This is a genomic window from Mesorhizobium sp. B2-4-6, from assembly GCF_006442775.1.
Taxonomy (GTDB): Bacteria; Pseudomonadota; Alphaproteobacteria; order Rhizobiales; family Rhizobiaceae; genus Mesorhizobium.
The window spans coordinates 1-16,601 of the sequence record NZ_VFVI01000002.1; the positions used below are offsets into that span (position 1 = coordinate 1).

Consider the following 16,601-nt stretch of genomic DNA (forward strand, 5'->3'; position numbering starts at 1 on the left):
TTCGCTCAACTGCCTCTCCAAAGAATCCTTTCTCAGCCTAAACTCAACCCCAAAAGCGCCATATGCGATTCCCCTGCCCCGATGGGGAGGTAGGGCGCGCAGGCGCGGGCGGGGTGATAGCGCCGACCTCACGCCGCTTTCGCCACGCCATCCAACGCCTGGAGCACATCCGCCGACAGCTCCAGATCCGCCGCCGCAAGATTCTCCCGCAGATGCCGGACCGAGGATGTGCCCGGGATCAGCAGGATGTTCGGCGAGCGCCGCAACAGCCACGCCAGCGCCACCTGCATCGGCGTCGCGCCGAGCCGTTCGGCGACACCCGACAGGGTCGAGGATTGCAGCGGGCTGAATCCGCCGAGCGGGAAGAAGGGCACATAGGCGATGCCGTCGCGCGCCAGTTCGTCGATCAGCGCGTCGTCGTCCCGGTGCGCCAGATTGTACTGGTTCTGCACGCAGACGATGTCGCAGATCTTGCGGCCTTCCGCTATCTGCGTGCGGGTGACGTTGCTCAGGCCGATGTGGCGCACCAAGCCCCGACGCTGAAGCTCGGCAAGCTTGGTGACCTGCGCCTCGATGGAGCCCTCCGCTGGGCCATGCACCCCGAACATGATGCGCAGATTGACGACGTCCATCACCTCGAGGCCAAGATTGCGAAGGTTGTCGTGCACGGCCTGTTCGAGCTCATCGGCTGTGAAGGCCGGCAGCCAAGAGGCGTCTTCGCCACGACGGGCGCCGATCTTGGTGACGATGGTGAGGTCGTCGGGGTAGGGCGACAGCGCCTCGCGGATCAGCTTGTTGGTGACGTACGGACCGTAATAATCGCTGGTGTCGATATGGTTCACGCCTTGCGCTACCGCTTCGCGCAGCACGGCGATGGCCGCGTCATGGTCTTTCGGCGGACCGAACACGCCCTTGCCCGCAAGCTGCATGGCGCCGTAGCCGAGGCGCCGGACCGAGCGGTCGCCGAGTTTATAGATGCCGGATTTGTTTACGCTGGACATCGTGGTTCTCCTTCGCTGTCGGCGAGGAGATAGGGCATGGCCGCTGTCCCGATAACCGGATATAACCAGCACGACCTGTGCGGAACTAAGAACAATGGCGGCTGATCTCAACGATCTCCAGGCATTTATGGCCGTGGCACGCGCCGGCGGTTTTCGCGAAGCGGCCCGCGTGACGGCAGGCAGCGCGTCCGTGCTTAGCGAAGCCGTCCGTCGTCTGGAAACCCAACTTGGTGTGCGGCTCTTCAATCGTACAACGCGCAGTGTCGCCCTGACCGAGGCCGGCGCCAGCCTGCTGGCCCGGCTTGCGCCGGCGCTGGGTGAGGTCGAAGCGGCGCTTGATGTCGTGAACGGTTTTCGCGACCGGCCCGCCGGCACGTTGCGCCTCAATGTCCCGATCAGCGCGTCTCGGCTGGTCCTGCCAAGAATCGTTCCGGGATTTCTCGCAGCCTATCCGGCCATCCGGCTGGAGGTGATTGCGGAGGAGAACTTCGTCGATCTGCTGGCGGCCAGCTGCGATGCCGGCATCCGCTATGACGAGCGGCTGGAGCAGGACATGATCGCCGTGCCGATCGGGCCACGCGTCCAGCGCTTCACCACCTCCGCCTCTCCGGCCTATCTTGCCCGGCACGGCCGGCCGCAACACCCGCGCGACTTGCTTGGGCATGCGTGCGTGCGCGGTCGCTTTCCGAGCGGGGTCATGACGCCTTGGGAATTCGAGCGCGACGGCGAGGTGGTGCGGGTGGATACCACGGGGCCATTGCTCGTCAGCATCGGTGGCGGCGTCGATCTAGCCATCGATGCGGCGATCGCCGGCGTCGGCATTCTCTGGCTCTTCGAGGACTGGGTGCGCCCGCATTTCGAGAGCGGCGCGCTGGAACCTGTGCTGGAGCCGTGGTGGCAGGAATTCTCCGGGCCGTTTCTGTACTACCCCGGACGCCGGCTGGTGCCGGCGCCGCTGCGCGCCTTCATCGACTATATAAAAACACCCGCCGGACACTGGCAGTAGAAAACAAAAGGCCGCCCGGAGGCGGCCTTTCGACAAACACGTAAGCGTACGATCAGCGCTTTGAGAACTGGAAGCTGCGGCGGGCCTTCGCCTTGCCGTACTTCTTGCGCTCGACCACGCGGCTGTCGCGGGTCAGGAAGCCACCCTTCTTGAGCACCGAGCGCAGGCCCGGCTCGTAGTAGGTCAGCGCCTTGGAGATGCCGTGACGCACAGCACCCGCCTGGCCTGAGAGGCCGCCGCCGATGACGGTGGCGACGATGTCGTACTGGCCGGCGCGGTTGGCTGCGACGATCGGCTGGTTGAGGATCATCTGCAGCACCGGACGCGCGAAATAGCTCGCGAATTCCTTGTCGTTGACGGTGATCTTGCCGGAGCCCGGCTTCACCCAGACGCGCGCGATGGCGTTCTTGCGCTTGCCGGTGGCATAGGCGCGGCCCGACTTGTCGAGCTTCTGGACATGCACGGGCGCGGCCGGCTGCGCGGCGACGGTGCCGAGTTCTGCGAGCGAGGAAAGCTCAGCCATTACGAAGCCCTCTTGTTCTTGGAGTTCAGCTTGGCCACGTCGAGCGCGACGGGCTGCTGGGCGATGTGCGGATGCTCGGCGCCTGCATAGACGCGGAGATTCTTCATCTGGCGACGGCCAAGCGGGCCGCGCGGGATCATGCGCTCGACGGCCTTTTCGACGACGCGCTCGGGGAAACGGCCCTCGAGCAGCTGGCGCGCGGTGCGCTCCTTGATGCCGCCGGGATGGCCGGTGTGCCAGTAGTAGACCTTGTCGGTGTACTTCTTGCCGGTGAACACCACCTTGTCGGCATTGATGACGATGACGTTGTCGCCATCATCGACATGCGGGGTGAAGGTGGGCTTGTGCTTGCCGCGCAGATGGTTGGCGATGACAGTGGCCAGACGACCGACGACGAGACCTTCGGCGTCGATCAGCACCCACTTCTTCACCACATCCGCAGGCTTCTGCGAAAAGGTAGCCATGGTTTTGCTCTCAGGTTGATCTTTCCCGTCCACGAGGGACAAGAGAAGGCGTTTTTTGTTGCTTGGATTGACGAGAGAGCCGGAGCCGCCCCGTCAATAAAAAACGGCGGCCGTTGCGGGCCGCTGCTTCGGGTGGCTTATAGGCGAGGGCGGCTGATGCGTCAAGGCAATTGAAAACGAGTTGAGCGGATAAAGTAAAGCAAAAACAATGGTTTGATAAAGTGGTATTATTTTACCACATCATTTTCCAGCTTCCTCGGGATCGAATAGGTGCCGGTGGCATGGGCGACGGTGTGACAGTCCGGGCCTGCGACGATGTCGATGTCGAACACCATCAGGCTCTTGCCGAGCTTCAGGATGCGGCAATGGCCGTCGATCGGACCGGCTTCGGCCTTGCGCATGAAGTTGATGTCGAGGTTGACCGTCACCGAAAGCGCGTCCGGCCCGGCGTGGCTGAGCACGCAGACGTAACCGCCGATGTCGGCCAGCGTGAACAGCGACGGACCGGATACCGTGCCACCGGGACGCAGATGCCGCTCGTCGGCGTTCAGCCGCACCGTGCAGCCGCCCGGAAACACATCGATCGCCTCATAGAAGGTGAAATTGTCGTTGAGCTGCGGATAGACGCTTGCCATCAGCGCATTGACTTCCGCCGCGTTGAGCACTGGCTTCAGATTGCTTTGGGCTGGCATCGGGGTGTCCTATATGAATGAGCAGCTCCGGGCGGTGTGCCTGGACCAAACGGTGCGACGGAGAAAACACGTCTCGCGGCTGTTCTTCAACCGGCAGCGTGCTAGTTCTGTTGCTTCATGAGCACGAGGTTTTGAAAGTGGCCGAAGTCGTCGCCATCAAGCCCGCCGTCGCCGACGGCCCCGTTCTTGTCAGCCAGGACAAGGGCATCTTGCGCCTCACACTCGCCAACCCGCCGGCCAATGCGTTGTCGCTGGCGGCGATGGCGGCGCTGCAGGCTGAGTTCGATCGCGTCAAAGCCGACAGATCCGTGCGCGTCATCATCCTGGCGGGATCCGGGAAAGTGTTCTGCGCCGGTCACGACCTCAAGGAAATGACGGCGCACCGCGCCGAGCCGGACCGCGGCAAGGCTTTCTTCGAAAAGACCTTCGCGGCCTGCGCGAAGTTGATGCAGACGATCGTGCGCCACCCAAAACCGGTGATCGCCGAGGTCGACGGCCTTGCCACAGCCGCCGGCCTGCAGTTGGTAGCCAGCTGCGACCTTGCCATCGCTTCGCACGAGGCGAGTTTCTGCACGCCTGGCGTCAACATCGGCCTGTTCTGCTCGACGCCGATGGTGGCGCTGTCGCGCAACGTCTCGCGCAAGCAGGCGATGGAGATGCTGCTCACCGGCGAAACGATCGACGCGGCGACCGCCAAGGAGTTCGGCCTGATCAACCGCATCGTGCCGCGCGAATATCTGAATCAGGTTGTCAACAAATACGCGCAAACCATTGCTTCCAAATCGTCCTTGGTGGTCAGGACCGGCAAGGAAGCCTTCTACGCCCAGGCCGAAATGGGGCTCGCCGATGCCTATGCCTATACCGGCCGGATGATGGTCGAAAACATGCTGGCGCGCGACGCCGAGGAAGGCATCGGCGCCTTCATCGGCAAGCGCAAGCCGGAATGGGTCGACGAGTAGCCCGCTTGAATGGAGCCGCGTCATCCCAACGCTGAAGGTTCGACGTGGCTGCCCGCAAGCAACTGACGCGGCTGAAAGCGCCCTATCTCAAGCGCATCCTGCTTGAGCCGTCGCGCGTCTCCGACTGGGACCAATATCCGTGGAACCTCCCGATCTTCCACGGCCGCGAATTCGAGTTCGAATTCGCCTCGGCCATCACCATCATCGTCGGCGAGAACGGCACCGGCAAATCGACGCTGCTTGAAGCCATCGGCGCGCTGGCCGGCTATGACGAGGCGGGCGGCGGAAAGGGCTACATGCCCGTCGATCATTCCATCGCCATCGACAAAAGCGGCGCGGCGCTCGCCAACACGCTGCGCGGCCATTGGCTGCCGAAGGTCACCGCAGGCTGGTTCTTTCGGGCCGAATCCTTCTACTCCGTCGCACGCTATCTCGACCGGGCGGCCCTCGAAGATCCGTTCGGGCCGCCGCCGCCCGATTTTCTGTCCTGGTCGCATGGCGAAGGCTTTATCCGCTTCTTCGAGGAACGTTGCCGCAGACAGGGCATCTACATTCTCGACGAGCCGGAAAGCGCGCTGTCGCCGACGCGCCAGATCGAACTGCTGAAACTGCTTCAACGCATGGAGCGGTCCGGCACCGCGCAGGTGATCATGGCCACGCACTCGCCGCTGCTGATGGCTTGTCCGAACGCTCGGCTTTTTCGCATCAGCCGCTTCGGCCTCGACCGCATCGATTTTCGGGACACCGATCATTTTCGCATGATGCGCGACTTTTGCAGTGATCCTGGAACCTTTTTGGAGGAGGCACTGCGGGATGACGACGAGTTGCAGTGAGCAAATGGCACAGGACGACCTCAACTGGCGGATGGAACAGGCGTGCCGCGAGGCATGGCCTTCGGCGCTCGAGATCGTTGCCAATGGCTGGCTGTTACGACGCTCGGGCGGCCGTATCCGGCGCAGCAATTCCGCCAACCCCTTGCGCGGCACACGCGGCGCGCCGGGGAAGGTAATCGATGCCGCCGAGGCGTTCTATGCCGGTCACGGCCAGACGCCGTTGTTTCGCATCCCCGACATCGCGGCCGAACTGGAGCCCGAGCTTGACCGTCGCGGTTACGGCAGGGAAGGCGGCACGATCCATTTTCATGCCGATATCGACGCGCTCGCGGGAGGCGGCTACGACGACGTCACCGTTTCCCCGGGGCCAAGCGAGCCTTGGTTCGAGGCACGCTTTCGCACGGGCGGTTATGACGGCGCGGAACGCCGGATCTTTCGCGAGATGACGCGTTTGATTGCCGGCGACAAGGCATTCGTATCGTGCGCGCGCGACGATGAAGTCGTCGCCTTTGCCTTTGGCGTCATCTGCAACGGGCTGCTTGTCGTCGAGGCGGTTGAAACCGACGCCAGATTCAGGCAGCAGGGGTTCGGACGCAGGACGGTCGGCGGGCTGATCGGCTGGGCGAGGCGAGCGGGGGCCAAGGCGGGCTGCCTGCAAGTGGTTGTCGACAATACGCCCGCACGCGCACTCTACGCTTCTCTCGGCTTCAGCCGGGAACTCTATCGTTACCATTACCGCAGGAAGACCGTCGCAGCATGAACCACGATACCTACGACAACAGCTACATCGCCGGCATCCTGAATTCGGTGAAGACGATCGCCATGGTCGGCGCCTCGCCCAACGATGTGCGGCCAAGCTACTTCGTGCTGAAATATCTTTTGGCCAAAGGCTTTTCGGTAGTGCCGATCAATCCCGGTCATGCCGGTAAGCAGATTCTCGGACAGACGGTCTATGCCAGCTTGGACGATCTGCCGCATCCGGTCGACATGGTGGATGTTTTTCGGGCTTCGGCGGCAGTGCCGGGCATTATCGACCAGGCGCTGAAGCTCGACCCGCTGCCCAAGGTCGTCTGGATGCAGCTTGGCGTGCGCGACGACGAGGCGGCGGCCCGCGCCGAAGCTGCCGGCATCAAGGTGGTGATGAACCGCTGTCCGAAAATCGAATACGGCAAGCTGTCCGGCGAGATCGGCTGGACCGGCGTCAATTCCGGCGTGCTGTCGTCGAAGAAACCCTTGATGCGCCAGGGTTTCCAGAGCTTCGGCGTGAGGCAGAAATAGGCGCGCGGCAATTCGCGCAAAATTATTCCGGGAAGAATTGGATTTTTCCTGGCGTTCGTCGCAGATCGCACGCCGAAAGGTATTTTCTTCTTTGCATTCATTAGCGCGCTTCGGCATGAATGCCCGGCGATTTTCCAAAGGTAGGAGAGGGAGGTTTCGATGACCCGCACGCCAGGTTTCAGCACTTTAGCCGTTCATGCCGGCGCCAAGCCCGATCCGGCGACCGGCGCGCGCGCCACGCCGATCTACCAGACCACCTCCTTTGTCTTCGACGATGCCGATCATGCCGCCTCGCTGTTCGGGCTGAAGGCCTTCGGCAACATCTACACCCGCATCATGAACCCGACGCAGGCGGTTCTCGAGGAACGCGTCGCGGCGCTGGAAGGCGGCACGGCAGCGCTCGCCGTCGCTTCGGGCCACGCCGCGCAGGTCATCGTCTTCCACAATCTGATGCAGCCGGGCGACAACTTCATCGCCGCCAACAAGCTTTATGGCGGCTCGATCAACCAGTTCGGCCATGCCTTCAAGAACTTCGGCTGGGAAGTTCGCTGGGCAGAAGCAAACGATCCGGCGACTTTCGAGAGCCAGATCGACGACAGGACCAAGGCGATCTTCATCGAGAGCCTTGCCAATCCCGGCGGCGTCTTCGTCGATATCGAGAAGATCGGCGACATCGCCCGCAAGCACGGCCTGCCGTTGATCGTCGACAACACGCTGGCCTCGCCCTATCTGGTCCGGCCCATCGAGCACGGCGCCGACATCGTCGTGCACTCGCTGACCAAGTTCATCGGCGGCCACGGCAATTCGATCGGCGGCGTCATCGTCGATGGCGGTACATTCGACTGGTCGAAATCCGGCAAATACCCGATGCTGTCGGAGCCGCGCCCTGAATATGGCGGCCTCGTCCTGCACGAGACCTTCGGCAACTTCGCCTTCGCGATTGCCGCCCGCGTGCTCGGCCTGCGCGACATTGGCCCGGCGATCTCGCCCTTCAACGCCTTCCTGATCCTGACCGGCCTGGAAACGCTGCCGCTGCGCATGCAGCGTCATTGCGACAATGCCGCGAGCGTTGCCGGCTGGCTGTCGAACCATCCCAAGGTTGCCTGGGTGAACTATCCCGGCCTTCCGGGCGACAAGAACAACGCGCTGCAGAAGAAATATTCGCCGCAGGGCGCAGGCGCGGTGTTCACCTTCGGCCTCAAGGGCGGCTACGAGGCCGGCATCAAATTCGTCGAGGCGCTCGAACTGTTCTCGCACCTCGCCAATGTCGGCGACACCAAGTCGCTGGTCATTCATCCGGCCTCGACCACGCATCGCCAGCTTTCCGACGAGCAGAAGGTCAAGGCCGGCGCCGGACCTGACACCGTCCGCCTTTCGGTCGGCATCGAGGACGTCAACGACATCGTCGCCGATCTCGAGCAAGCGCTCGGCAAGGTCTGATATGTCGGCCTTCCTTGCGGTCAGCACCGATACCGTCGAACCGGAGGCCGGCGCGCCGGCCTCCGATCGGGTGATTTCGGGCGATCCGAAATTTCGCACCTGGAATGTCGAGCAGCGGGACGGTGGCCTCTATGCCGGCATATGGGAAGCGACGCCGGGCAAATGGCGCATTCTCTATGACGAGTGGGAGTTCTGCCACATTCTCTCCGGCGTTTCGGTGATCACCGAGGACGGCGGCGCGGCCCGCACCGTGCGTGCAGGCGACAGTTTTGTGTTGCGCCCCGGCTTCAAAGGCAGCTGGGAAGTGCTTGAGACAACCCGCAAGGAATATGTGATTAGGCTCTAAACAGGCGGCGTGAACGATTTGAGCAGGACCGCGTGGCTGCGATTGTGAAGCCGTCTCGGCAACCGCCGCCTTGTTTGGTTCGCACATACGAGCGACGCGCTCGCTCTCATACGCGTCACTACAGCCGACCCAAACTAGAGCCGAGCGCCGCCGGTTGCGTCGATCACTTGTCCCGTCGTCCAGCGCGCCTGAGCAGAGGCCAGAAAGGCTATGACGTCGGCAACGTCATTGGGCTGGCCGATGCGCGAGAACACCGACAGAGCTTCCGCCTGGGCCCGCGCTTCTGGGATTGTGATCCACGATGCGTTCATACCGGTCTCCGTAACGCCGGGCATAACCGTGTTCACCGTGATGCCGCGGCGACCAAATTCAGGTGCGAGCGCCAAGGTCAGCGTTTCGACCGCGCCCTTCGATGCGGCGTAGGCTGGATGAGTCGGGGCCGCGACGCGCGTGAAGCCCGTCGAGATGTTGATGATACGGCCGTTGTCGCGGATCTGATTGGCAGCCGCCTGAATGAGAAAGAAAGGGGCTTTCACGTTGACAGCCATGATCTCATCGAAGACAGGCTCGCTGGTTTCCATCAGGGGGACCGCGGGCGAAACGCCTGCAGTGTTGACAAGGATATCCAGTGAAGGCTCGCCAGTGGCGACAATTGCAGCTGCCTTGAACTGTTCCCAAAGACTGTCAACCGCGCTCTTGCCACTGGCAAGGTCCGCTTGGATGGCGACGGATTTTGCGCCAAGCGCCTCGATCTCGCGAACGACGGCCTGGGCTGCCTCCACGTTTCTGGCGTAGTGAACGGCAATGAAAGCTGCGCCCTCCTTTGCAAAGGCAAGTGCTGCCGCACGGCCGATGCCACCCGAACTGCCCGTCACCAAGGCTGTTTTGGCCGACAATTTCCCTGACATAACTCTCTCTCTTGCTATTTTTATAGCGATCGATATATTTTACAGGAAACCTCCTGTCAATGATTTTTATAGGAGTCGATATAAAAATGAATGAACCGGTCCGGAAACGTGGCAGACCAAGAGCGCTGAATCGCGACGTCGGGCTGGGCGTCGCGTCGCGGCTTTTCTGGGAGCATGGCTACGAAGGAACCTCGATCGCCAACCTGACCGAAGCGATGGGGGTCACTCCGCCTTCGCTGTACGCCGCGTTTGGCTCAAAGGAAGAGCTCTATCGGCAGGCACTCGACTACAATATCGAGCATGAAACCAAACGCCGCGCCGAGGCGCTACAGGGGCCGATGTCAGCCTATGACGCACTTGCGTTCTACCTGTACGACGTCGCCGAGGGCGTCTCTAATCCCGACAAGCCGCGCGGCTGTATGGTCTCGACTGCTGTCCTCCAGCATGCCCGGGAGAACGAGGCTGTCGCCCGAGAAGTAGCGGCACGGCGGGACGCTTCGATCCGATTTATGAAGGCGCGCTTCGATCGCGCAGTCGGCGAAGGCGAACTTCCGACGGAAACCGACACGGATAGTCTTGCTCGCTTCTATTCGGCTGTCGTTCAAGGCATGTCCGCGCAGGCCTGTGATGGAGCATGTACGGTGACACTGAAGCGCTTGGTCGATCTGGCGCTGCGGGCTTGGCCTGGAAACCACACGGATCGCAAGGCCAGGTGAAGACCCTTGTGAATTGGACCGGCGATCGGATGGGCGGTTCGCGTCAGCAGCGCACGGCCAGCCTCTCCAGTCCGTGGAAATGATACGTATCGCGAAAGCGTGGCTCCTCGGCGAGGCGCAACTTCGGCAGCCGCTCGAACAGCGTCTTCAGCGACACCTGCAATTCCAGTCTGGCCAATGGCGCGCCGATGCAGAAATGGATGCCGGCGCCGAAGGAGACGTTCTTCTGGTCCGCGCGGGCCGGATTGAATGTGTCCGGCCCGGCGAACGCCAACGGGTCGTGATTGGCCATGCCGAGCAGCAGCGCCACCATCTCGCCGGGCTTGACCAATATGCCCGGCGACACTTCGATCTCCTCATAGGCGTAGCGCAGGAACATATGCAGCGGCGCGTCGTAGCGCAGGCATTCCTCGACCACCGCGACATTCGCTTCGGGTGTCGCAAAGAAACGGCGCGGATCGCCGCCTTGCGCCAGGATCGAGCGCACCGCATTGCCGGTCTGGTGCACGGTCGCTTCGTGGCCTGCGTTGAGAAGCAGGATGGCCGAAGACACCAGCTCGTCTTCCGAGAGTTTCTGGCCGTTATCCTGGGCTTCGATAAGCAGCGACAGCAGGTCGTCGCCGGGCTTCTTGCGGCGCTCGGCCACATAGCCGCGCAGGAACGAAGAAAAGTCGCGTGTGGCGCGGTTGGCCGTGTCCTCGACCTCGCGCGTGCGGCCGTGCATGTACATGGCGACCATCTGGTGCGACCAATCGAGCAGTCGCGGCCCCATCTCGGCCGGAACGCCGAGCATTTCCGCAATGATGGTGATCGGCAAGGGCGAGGCATAGGCGGGCAGAAGGTCGACGCCGTTCGGTTCGAAGCGGTCGATCAACTCGTTGGCCAGCAGCTCGATACGCGGCCGCAGCCGCTCGACCTGGCGTGAGACGAAGGCCCGGTTGACCAGCGTTCTGAGCCGCGTATGCACCGGCGGTTCGAGCTCCAGCATGGAATTGGCCTCGATCGCGTCGAAGGCCGCGAGATGCGAGCGGTCGTCGCCGACGCCGCGGCTGTCGGGAATCCCGGCCGGGTTCTGGCGACCGAAACGGCGATCGCGCAGCAGCCGGTTGACGTCATCGAAGCCGCCAAAGCACCAGAAACCGTAGTCCTCCCAGAAGAAGGCGTTCGCGACGCCGTGCAGGAAGGCGTAGGCCTCATAAGGGTTCTGCACGAAGGCTGGTTCGTGCGGATCGAGGCGCAGGCGGCGACCGGCGGGGTCGAAGGCGAGGTAGGCTGGTATCATGGTTGACTATTAGCGCGCCTTGTCAGCTTGATGCCAGACCGTATCTAGGCGCCCGTGAAGTCGAAGCGTTGAGCCATGCGAGCCGGGAAGGGTGTTTCGATGAATGTGATCGTCGTCGGCTGCGCGCCGAAATGATCTAGTTTGATGGCCGGCTAATTGATGGGGTCAGTGGCCCGTCTTGAGCATGCTCGCGACCTTAGCGGCGATCGCCGCGTCGAGCGCCGGCCAGTTCGCCAGCAACTCGCGCGGAAAACGGTAGGTGAGACTGAGATCGTCGCCGACCTGAATGTCGCGCTCGCAGGGCGCCAGCGATTCCTCCGCGCTCGGACCGCTGAGGCAACGGGCGACAAATGGATCCTTGCCGGAACGTCCCGCGACGGCCAGCACCTCATTGAGATAGCCTGATTTTTCCGTGAAGGCGTAAACCGTCGTGCCGCCCGGACCGGGCGTGCCCGGCTTTTCGATCAAGGCGCTGTAGATCGGCGCGAAACGGCCGCTCATGTCGCGCGACATCATGCGCGGCTCGAACGACAGGAAGATGATCTTCCTGGTCGTCGCATGGTTGAAGTCGTCGCGCGAGGCCGTGCTGTAGCCGTCCATCTCGGGATAGCGCAGATAGAGATCGAGCCGCGAGGCGATGCCGTCGCGCCTGGCCTGGTCGAAGCGGATGAAGTTTGCCGGCACGCTGATGAGATTGTTGCCCATGACGATCCGGCGCACCGTCATGTCATCCGTATAGCCGGCCATGGCGATCGACCGGCCGAGCCATTTGCCGCCGACGCTGATGGCAATCGAAAGCAGCGCCAGCGCCGCGAAGGCATAGAAGACCCGCTTCATCAAGGTCGAGTTGACGACCTCGAAGTCCGCGCTCTCGGCAACATTTGCCTCGCTCATTTGCTCTTCCCCGATCCGCCCACGTGTCCTTCGGCGGCACAGCCCGCGCGGCATGGCTCTTGCAGCGCATTGGCACGACTGTGCGTTTTCATGGTAAACGGTTGGTAAACATGGATCCCGTTGTGCTTGTTCTTTACGCTTTTGCTGTTGGTCTAACGGCCTGCGGGCTGGCCGGATCGGCCATGGAACTGTTGTCCGGCCGGCGCCTGGCCTTTGCCGAGCCCTATGTTTCGCCCGTCCATATCCTGCGTTCGCTGGCGGCAACGGCTTGCGCCGGCCCGTTCATGCTCACCAACGAGGCTTTGGCCGCCCGGCGCGAGGGCCGCATCGGCACGACGGCGCTGTTGTCCTGCGGCTGCACGGTCATCGCCTGGGCGCTGGCGCTCGGCGTCGTGCTCATCGCCATTGCATCCTGGGCGACCGCCAACCTAGGGTCTTTCGAATTCGCTGGTTGAGACGAATCGGAGACGAACGATGCCGGTCTATGCGATCGATGGGAAGGCGCCTGAGTTCGAGGACGCCGATACGAACTGGGTCGCGCCCGACGCGACGCTGATCGGCAATATCCGGATCGGCCGCAATGTCGGCTTCTGGTTCGGCACCGTCATCCGCGGCGATGGCGAACTCATTGCGATCGGCGCCGACACCAATGTGCAGGAGCATACGATCATGCATACCGACCCCGGCTTTCCGCTGACCATCGGCGAAGGCTGCACGATCGGCCACCGGGCGCTGCTGCATGGCTGCACGATCGGCGACAACAGCCTGATCGGCATGGGCGCCATCGTGCTGAACGGCGCCAGGATCGGCAACAACTCGCTGGTCGGCGCCGGCGCCCTGGTGACGGAAAACAAGGTTTTTCCTGACAATTCGCTGATCGTCGGCTCGCCCGCCAAGGTGATCAGAACACTGGACAAAGCGGCGATCGAAAGGCTGCGGGTCTCGGCGGCTCACTACGTGGCCAATGCCAAACGCTTCAAGGCCAAACTCAAGACGGCGTGACGGCGCGGCGGCCCGCTTCGCGCGTGGTCATCCGCGTCGATTGTTCATCGCTTCACGCAACAGAAAGGCGCCGGCCTCGAAGCCGGCCTGCTCGGCGCCTGCCAGTGCCGTTTCATAGTCGTCGATGCGAGTCCGCAGCGACGGGTCCGCGCCTGAAAGGAGCAACAGACGGATCGCGTCGGCATCACGCCGGGACACCGCATAATGCAGCGGCGTCCAGTCGTTCACGCCGCGCATATCCGGGTCGGCGCCGTGTCCAAGCAGGACGTGGACGACATCCAGCCTGTCCGGCCGTTCCGTCGACAACGCCGCAATGATCGAAGGGAAGCCGGCAGGATCCTCGTAATTCGGATTCGACCCGGCATCGAGCAAGGCGGTGATGAACGCGGCCGGGCTCCAGTAGATCGCATATTCCAGCGGATGACCAAGGCCGAGCTCGAACGGCATCCTCTCGTCGAACCAGCGCGGCGCTCCACCAAGCGTTTTGCCAAGGGTCTCGAAATCACCTGCTTTAAAGGCGTCGTCGATCGCCCTGAACAGCTTGGCGCGCTCGCATCGGTCTTCAGGGATCTCTAACATGATCGCGTTACCCGGATCTGCCCTTTCCTTTCTTCTCGGCAGGTTTGACCCGTATCCGCATGGACCCGCCTTTGGGATTTTCGATGTCGAAGGCGGCCGTTTTCCTTACCAGATCGCTCAGTTTGCTGAAGCCGTAGGTACGCGGGTCGAAATCGGAAAAGAGATTTGAGAGCTGCTTGCCAAAGGTGCCTAGAAGCACCCAACCGTCCTCACTCTCCATCTGGCCGATGACCTTCTTCAGAATGGGCGTAGCGGCCGTCGGCGCCTGAAGCGGCTTCGTCGCAGGAGCGGCATCTTGAGCGTTCTCCGCGCCTTGGAGAAGGTTTTCGGTATAGACGAAACGGCGACATGCCTGCCGGAAGCTCTCCGGGGTCTTTTGCTCCCCAAATCCGAACACGTCGACGCCTTGCTCGCGTATCCGCGCGGCAAGGCGAGTGAAATCGCTGTCGGAAGACACCAGACAGAAACCGTCGAACCGGCCGCTATGCAGCAAATCCATCGCGTCGATCACCAGTGTGATATCCGAAGCGTTCTTGCCCGTGATGTAAGCGAATTGTTGCTGCGGAATGATCGCGTGCTTCGACAGAACCTCTGCCCAGTTCTTCGACCGGGCGTTCGAGAAATCACCATAGATGCGGCGAACGCTTGCCTCGCCGATCTTCGCGATCTCCTCGAACAGTCCGTCGGCAATCTTCGCGGAGGCGTTGTCGGCGTCGATAAGAACCGCAAGGCGAGGTGATCGGGGTTCGTTCGGCATGCAGAATATTCCACGGTTGGCGCGCAGGCAAACAGGAGAAGAGTTTCGCGCTATCTTCTGTTGTAGCAGAGCGCCTCCCAAACAGAAATTCAGGCCACCGGATCCGTATCATCAAAAACAGCGGAGCCGGCCCCGGGGACAGGGGCCGGCTCCTAAAACCCGGTCGTTGGGGACGGGGAGGGTGGGGACTCGACCGGGCTTTCTCTTGGGCACGCCGCCGCATCATGGGCGGCGTACCTGATCGCTTTGGCGCCTTAGCGCACGCTGGCGACCGCGTCCTCGCGACCGTCGTTGATCGTCACCCAAGCGCCCGAATTCTCGGTCGATTGGCGCTTGAGGTAGGTGTAGACCGTGTCGTTCCAGGCGAGCACTTTCGGCTCGAGATTGTCGAGGATGAATTCGCCGAGGCTGGTGCGCACCGTCAGCACCGCATGGCCGTCGCCATTCGGCTGGCGCACCACTGTCATCAACAGGTTGCCGGCCGGCACGCCGACGGCCATCAGCTCGCGGCGCTTCTCCAGCGCGTAGTCCTCGCAGTCGCCATAGCCGTTATCGGGGTAAGCCCAGTATTCCTCGACGCCGTAGATCTCCATGTCGGTGCGCGGCTTGACCCGGACGTTGACCGAATTGTTGACGTTGACGATCATCGCCCACAGCTTGCGCGTCAGCTCGACCGGCGGCCCCTTCGGCGTCCGTTGGTTGCATTCGACCGGAATGCGCTGGCAGAAATCGTAGTGGCCGACCGGCTGGGTGGTGCGGCCACCCGTATGCATGAAAGCCGGTCCTGCGCTTGCCGTGCCCCACGCGGAAAGCTGCATCGCCATTGCCAAGAGCAACAGCTTGCCCCTCGTCATTTTCATTGTTGTAGTCTCCCCGTTTAAGGAGACTGTGCCACGTTGGGATTTATTTGACGCAAAAACCCGAAGTAGATATTGAGTAAAACGCCAGTAGAATAAACATAAAATTTGAACTATCGGGATTTCGGATTGTTCAGATTTTCATTCGGCCCGCGCAAGGTTCTGATGTCACTGGCGGCCCGCGTCCGACCCCAAGACCGGACAACAAAAACCGGCCGCCAAGGCCGGTTTGCTTTGCTTGCGTCGGCTCGTCTCGGGAGCGGGCTTCAGCTCGTCTCAGGAGCGCGCGTCGCGCGTCTCAGGAGCGCGGCGCGTTGAATTCCTGGTCAAGCGTTTCCGGCCGCTGGATAACGGCGAACTCGATGGCGACGCCGTCCTCAAAATGGCGCACCACCTGGCCGCGCATCGTGCCTAACGTGACCTGGACGCCGATCGCCGGCTTGACGTCGATCTCGACGGCAGCACCTGAGAGCGACAGGTCGATGATGCGGCACTGATACTGGCGCCCGTCGGTGAGTTGCAGGATGCTCATCGGATTGCGCGGCGCCACGCGCTCGTGGCGGCGATCCTCAGGCAGGTCGAGCTCATGCTTGTTGGCAAGCCAGGTGAGCTGCGCGGCAAGCTTGTCCTTCTTGCGCTCCGAAGCGATGACGGTCATGGCGAAGCCGTCCTGCGACGTGCGCGTCACGATGCCTTCGACACGACCGATATGGTCGATATAGGCGATGACCTTCTCGCCCGGCATGCCGATCCGGTCCGTACGCAACGCAACATTGCCGGGCGACATATCGATCACCTGGCAAGGATGCTCGGTGCGGTCTTCGAGCATGAAGCGCCCGTAAATCTTGACGCGGACACGCTGAAAGTTGCGCCGCTCAGCTCGTGACGGCGCATATTCTACCGCCGCTGACCTCATGACTGCCTACACCCCGTTGGCATTCCGCGCGACGATGCGAGGAATTTCACCCGAAAAACTACAGCAAAGCAGGTTAACAAACGGGAAAAATCGGCCGCAAAAGCCTGGGCCTGGGGGCTCGCGCGACGCGGAAAAATTTACCGGAAGC

At 62.3% G+C, this 16,601-nt stretch carries 21 protein-coding genes; 10 read left to right on the forward strand and 11 right to left on the reverse strand.

Annotated elements, in window-relative coordinates; genetic code table 11:
- Positions 1-128: 128 nt before the first annotated feature.
- Positions 129-1,001 (reverse strand): aldo/keto reductase family oxidoreductase, encoded by an 873-nt coding sequence (locus tag FJ957_RS05785; protein ID WP_140829591.1) that lies wholly within the window; start codon positions 999-1,001, stop codon positions 129-131.
- A 94-nt stretch (positions 1,002-1,095) separates the two neighbouring features.
- Between FJ957_RS05785 and FJ957_RS05790 the strand changes: the two genes are divergently transcribed.
- Positions 1,096-2,007: a LysR family transcriptional regulator gene (locus FJ957_RS05790; protein WP_140829593.1), complete on the forward strand. Its 912-nt coding sequence runs from the start codon at positions 1,096-1,098 to the stop codon at positions 2,005-2,007.
- Between the two features lie 52 nt (positions 2,008-2,059).
- Here the strand turns inward: FJ957_RS05790 and rpsI are convergent, their stop codons facing one another.
- From rpsI to FJ957_RS05805, 3 genes are all read right to left on the reverse strand, one after another.
- The gene (rpsI, locus tag FJ957_RS05795) at positions 2,060-2,530 is read right to left on the reverse strand and encodes a 30S ribosomal protein S9 (RefSeq protein WP_040983171.1); all 471 of its coding nucleotides are present in this window, start codon (positions 2,528-2,530) and stop codon (positions 2,060-2,062) included.
- Positions 2,530-2,994 carry a 50S ribosomal protein L13 gene (gene rplM / locus FJ957_RS05800; RefSeq protein WP_140829595.1) on the reverse strand — a complete coding sequence of 155 codons (465 nt, stop codon included), beginning with the start codon at positions 2,992-2,994 and terminating at the stop codon, positions 2,530-2,532. Before rplM ends, rpsI begins: the two co-directional genes overlap by 1 nt.
- A 227-nt stretch (positions 2,995-3,221) precedes the next feature.
- Complete coding sequence (locus FJ957_RS05805) at positions 3,222-3,686, reverse strand: PaaI family thioesterase (RefSeq protein WP_140829597.1); 465 nt, start codon at positions 3,684-3,686, stop codon at positions 3,222-3,224.
- A 137-nt stretch (positions 3,687-3,823) separates the two neighbouring features.
- Between FJ957_RS05805 and FJ957_RS05810 the strand changes: the two genes are divergently transcribed.
- The 6 genes from FJ957_RS05810 to FJ957_RS05835 all read left to right on the forward strand — a co-directional run bounded on the left by FJ957_RS05810 (position 3,824) and on the right by FJ957_RS05835 (position 8,542).
- Positions 3,824-4,645 (forward strand): enoyl-CoA hydratase, encoded by an 822-nt coding sequence (locus FJ957_RS05810; RefSeq protein ID WP_140829599.1) that lies wholly within the window; start codon positions 3,824-3,826, stop codon positions 4,643-4,645.
- Between the two features lie 44 nt (positions 4,646-4,689).
- Complete coding sequence (locus FJ957_RS05815; RefSeq protein WP_140829601.1) at positions 4,690-5,478, forward strand: AAA family ATPase; 789 nt, start codon at positions 4,690-4,692, stop codon at positions 5,476-5,478.
- Positions 5,479-5,482: 4 nt separating this feature from the next.
- The gene (locus FJ957_RS05820) at positions 5,483-6,238 is read left to right on the forward strand and encodes a GNAT family N-acetyltransferase (RefSeq protein WP_140829603.1); all 756 of its coding nucleotides are present in this window, start codon (positions 5,483-5,485) and stop codon (positions 6,236-6,238) included.
- Positions 6,235-6,756, forward strand: a complete 522-nt coding sequence (locus tag FJ957_RS05825) for a CoA-binding protein (RefSeq protein ID WP_140829605.1) — start codon at positions 6,235-6,237, stop codon at positions 6,754-6,756. The genes FJ957_RS05820 and FJ957_RS05825 overlap by 4 nt, the downstream gene beginning before the upstream one ends.
- A 159-nt stretch (positions 6,757-6,915) precedes the next feature.
- A complete protein-coding gene (locus FJ957_RS05830; protein ID WP_095767629.1) occupies positions 6,916-8,196 on the forward strand; it encodes an O-acetylhomoserine aminocarboxypropyltransferase in 1,281 nt (426 codons plus the stop codon).
- Between the two features lies 1 nt (position 8,197).
- Positions 8,198-8,542: a cupin domain-containing protein gene (locus FJ957_RS05835; RefSeq protein WP_140829608.1), complete on the forward strand. Its 345-nt coding sequence runs from the start codon at positions 8,198-8,200 to the stop codon at positions 8,540-8,542.
- Between the two features lie 134 nt (positions 8,543-8,676).
- Here the strand turns inward: FJ957_RS05835 and FJ957_RS05840 are convergent, their stop codons facing one another.
- On the reverse strand, positions 8,677-9,450 hold the full coding sequence (locus FJ957_RS05840; protein ID WP_140829610.1) for an SDR family oxidoreductase: 774 nt from the start codon (positions 9,448-9,450) through the stop codon (positions 8,677-8,679).
- 86 nt (positions 9,451-9,536) lie between these two features.
- Between FJ957_RS05840 and FJ957_RS05845 the strand changes: the two genes are divergently transcribed.
- Complete coding sequence (locus FJ957_RS05845; RefSeq protein WP_140829612.1) at positions 9,537-10,166, forward strand: TetR/AcrR family transcriptional regulator; 630 nt, start codon at positions 9,537-9,539, stop codon at positions 10,164-10,166.
- 43 nt (positions 10,167-10,209) lie between these two features.
- Here the strand turns inward: FJ957_RS05845 and FJ957_RS05850 are convergent, their stop codons facing one another.
- Positions 10,210-11,448 (reverse strand): cytochrome P450, encoded by a 1,239-nt coding sequence (locus tag FJ957_RS05850; RefSeq protein ID WP_140829614.1) that lies wholly within the window; start codon positions 11,446-11,448, stop codon positions 10,210-10,212.
- 165 nt (positions 11,449-11,613) lie between these two features.
- Complete coding sequence (locus tag FJ957_RS05855; RefSeq protein ID WP_140829616.1) at positions 11,614-12,342, reverse strand: hypothetical protein; 729 nt, start codon at positions 12,340-12,342, stop codon at positions 11,614-11,616.
- 110 nt (positions 12,343-12,452) lie between these two features.
- Here FJ957_RS05855 and FJ957_RS05860 point away from each other — a divergent pair, with 110 nt between their 5' ends.
- A complete protein-coding gene (locus FJ957_RS05860) occupies positions 12,453-12,797 on the forward strand; it encodes a hypothetical protein (RefSeq protein WP_140829618.1) in 345 nt (114 codons plus the stop codon).
- A gap of 19 nt (positions 12,798-12,816) precedes the next feature.
- The gene (locus FJ957_RS05865) at positions 12,817-13,344 is read left to right on the forward strand and encodes a gamma carbonic anhydrase family protein (RefSeq protein ID WP_140829620.1); all 528 of its coding nucleotides are present in this window, start codon (positions 12,817-12,819) and stop codon (positions 13,342-13,344) included.
- A 27-nt stretch (positions 13,345-13,371) separates the two neighbouring features.
- Here FJ957_RS05865 and FJ957_RS05870 read toward each other — a convergent pair whose 3' ends face one another.
- From FJ957_RS05870 to FJ957_RS05885, 4 genes are all read right to left on the reverse strand, one after another.
- Complete coding sequence (locus FJ957_RS05870; protein ID WP_140829622.1) at positions 13,372-13,923, reverse strand: ankyrin repeat domain-containing protein; 552 nt, start codon at positions 13,921-13,923, stop codon at positions 13,372-13,374.
- 7 nt (positions 13,924-13,930) lie between these two features.
- Complete coding sequence (locus FJ957_RS05875; protein ID WP_140829624.1) at positions 13,931-14,680, reverse strand: NYN domain-containing protein; 750 nt, start codon at positions 14,678-14,680, stop codon at positions 13,931-13,933.
- 254 nt (positions 14,681-14,934) lie between these two features.
- Positions 14,935-15,540: a transglutaminase-like cysteine peptidase gene (locus FJ957_RS05880; protein ID WP_140829626.1), complete on the reverse strand. Its 606-nt coding sequence runs from the start codon at positions 15,538-15,540 to the stop codon at positions 14,935-14,937.
- A gap of 295 nt (positions 15,541-15,835) precedes the next feature.
- A complete protein-coding gene (locus FJ957_RS05885; RefSeq protein ID WP_140829630.1) occupies positions 15,836-16,453 on the reverse strand; it encodes a PilZ domain-containing protein in 618 nt (205 codons plus the stop codon).
- Positions 16,454-16,601: the final 148 nt, after the last annotated feature.

Coding starts and splice junctions, on each gene's coding strand:
- FJ957_RS05785 (WP_140829591.1), bottom strand. CDS start 1,001: ATGTCCAGCGTAAACAAATCCGGCATCTATAAACTCGGCGACCGCTCG.
- FJ957_RS05790 (WP_140829593.1), top strand. CDS start 1,096: ATGGCGGCTGATCTCAACGATCTCCAGGCATTTATGGCCGTGGCACGC.
- rpsI (WP_040983171.1), bottom strand. CDS start 2,530: ATGGCTGAGCTTTCCTCGCTCGCAGAACTCGGCACCGTCGCCGCGCAG.
- rplM (WP_140829595.1), bottom strand. CDS start 2,994: ATGGCTACCTTTTCGCAGAAGCCTGCGGATGTGGTGAAGAAGTGGGTG.
- FJ957_RS05805 (WP_140829597.1), bottom strand. CDS start 3,686: ATGCCAGCCCAAAGCAATCTGAAGCCAGTGCTCAACGCGGCGGAAGTC.
- FJ957_RS05820 (WP_140829603.1), top strand. CDS start 5,483: ATGGCACAGGACGACCTCAACTGGCGGATGGAACAGGCGTGCCGCGAG.
- FJ957_RS05825 (WP_140829605.1), top strand. CDS start 6,235: ATGAACCACGATACCTACGACAACAGCTACATCGCCGGCATCCTGAAT.
- FJ957_RS05830 (WP_095767629.1), top strand. CDS start 6,916: ATGACCCGCACGCCAGGTTTCAGCACTTTAGCCGTTCATGCCGGCGCC.
- FJ957_RS05835 (WP_140829608.1), top strand. CDS start 8,198: ATGTCGGCCTTCCTTGCGGTCAGCACCGATACCGTCGAACCGGAGGCC.
- FJ957_RS05840 (WP_140829610.1), bottom strand. CDS start 9,450: ATGTCAGGGAAATTGTCGGCCAAAACAGCCTTGGTGACGGGCAGTTCG.
- FJ957_RS05845 (WP_140829612.1), top strand. CDS start 9,537: ATGAATGAACCGGTCCGGAAACGTGGCAGACCAAGAGCGCTGAATCGC.
- FJ957_RS05850 (WP_140829614.1), bottom strand. CDS start 11,448: ATGATACCAGCCTACCTCGCCTTCGACCCCGCCGGTCGCCGCCTGCGC.
- FJ957_RS05855 (WP_140829616.1), bottom strand. CDS start 12,342: ATGAGCGAGGCAAATGTTGCCGAGAGCGCGGACTTCGAGGTCGTCAAC.
- FJ957_RS05860 (WP_140829618.1), top strand. CDS start 12,453: ATGGATCCCGTTGTGCTTGTTCTTTACGCTTTTGCTGTTGGTCTAACG.
- FJ957_RS05865 (WP_140829620.1), top strand. CDS start 12,817: ATGCCGGTCTATGCGATCGATGGGAAGGCGCCTGAGTTCGAGGACGCC.
- FJ957_RS05870 (WP_140829622.1), bottom strand. CDS start 13,923: ATGTTAGAGATCCCTGAAGACCGATGCGAGCGCGCCAAGCTGTTCAGG.
- FJ957_RS05875 (WP_140829624.1), bottom strand. CDS start 14,680: ATGCCGAACGAACCCCGATCACCTCGCCTTGCGGTTCTTATCGACGCC.
- FJ957_RS05880 (WP_140829626.1), bottom strand. CDS start 15,540: ATGAAAATGACGAGGGGCAAGCTGTTGCTCTTGGCAATGGCGATGCAG.
- FJ957_RS05885 (WP_140829630.1), bottom strand. CDS start 16,453: ATGAGGTCAGCGGCGGTAGAATATGCGCCGTCACGAGCTGAGCGGCGC.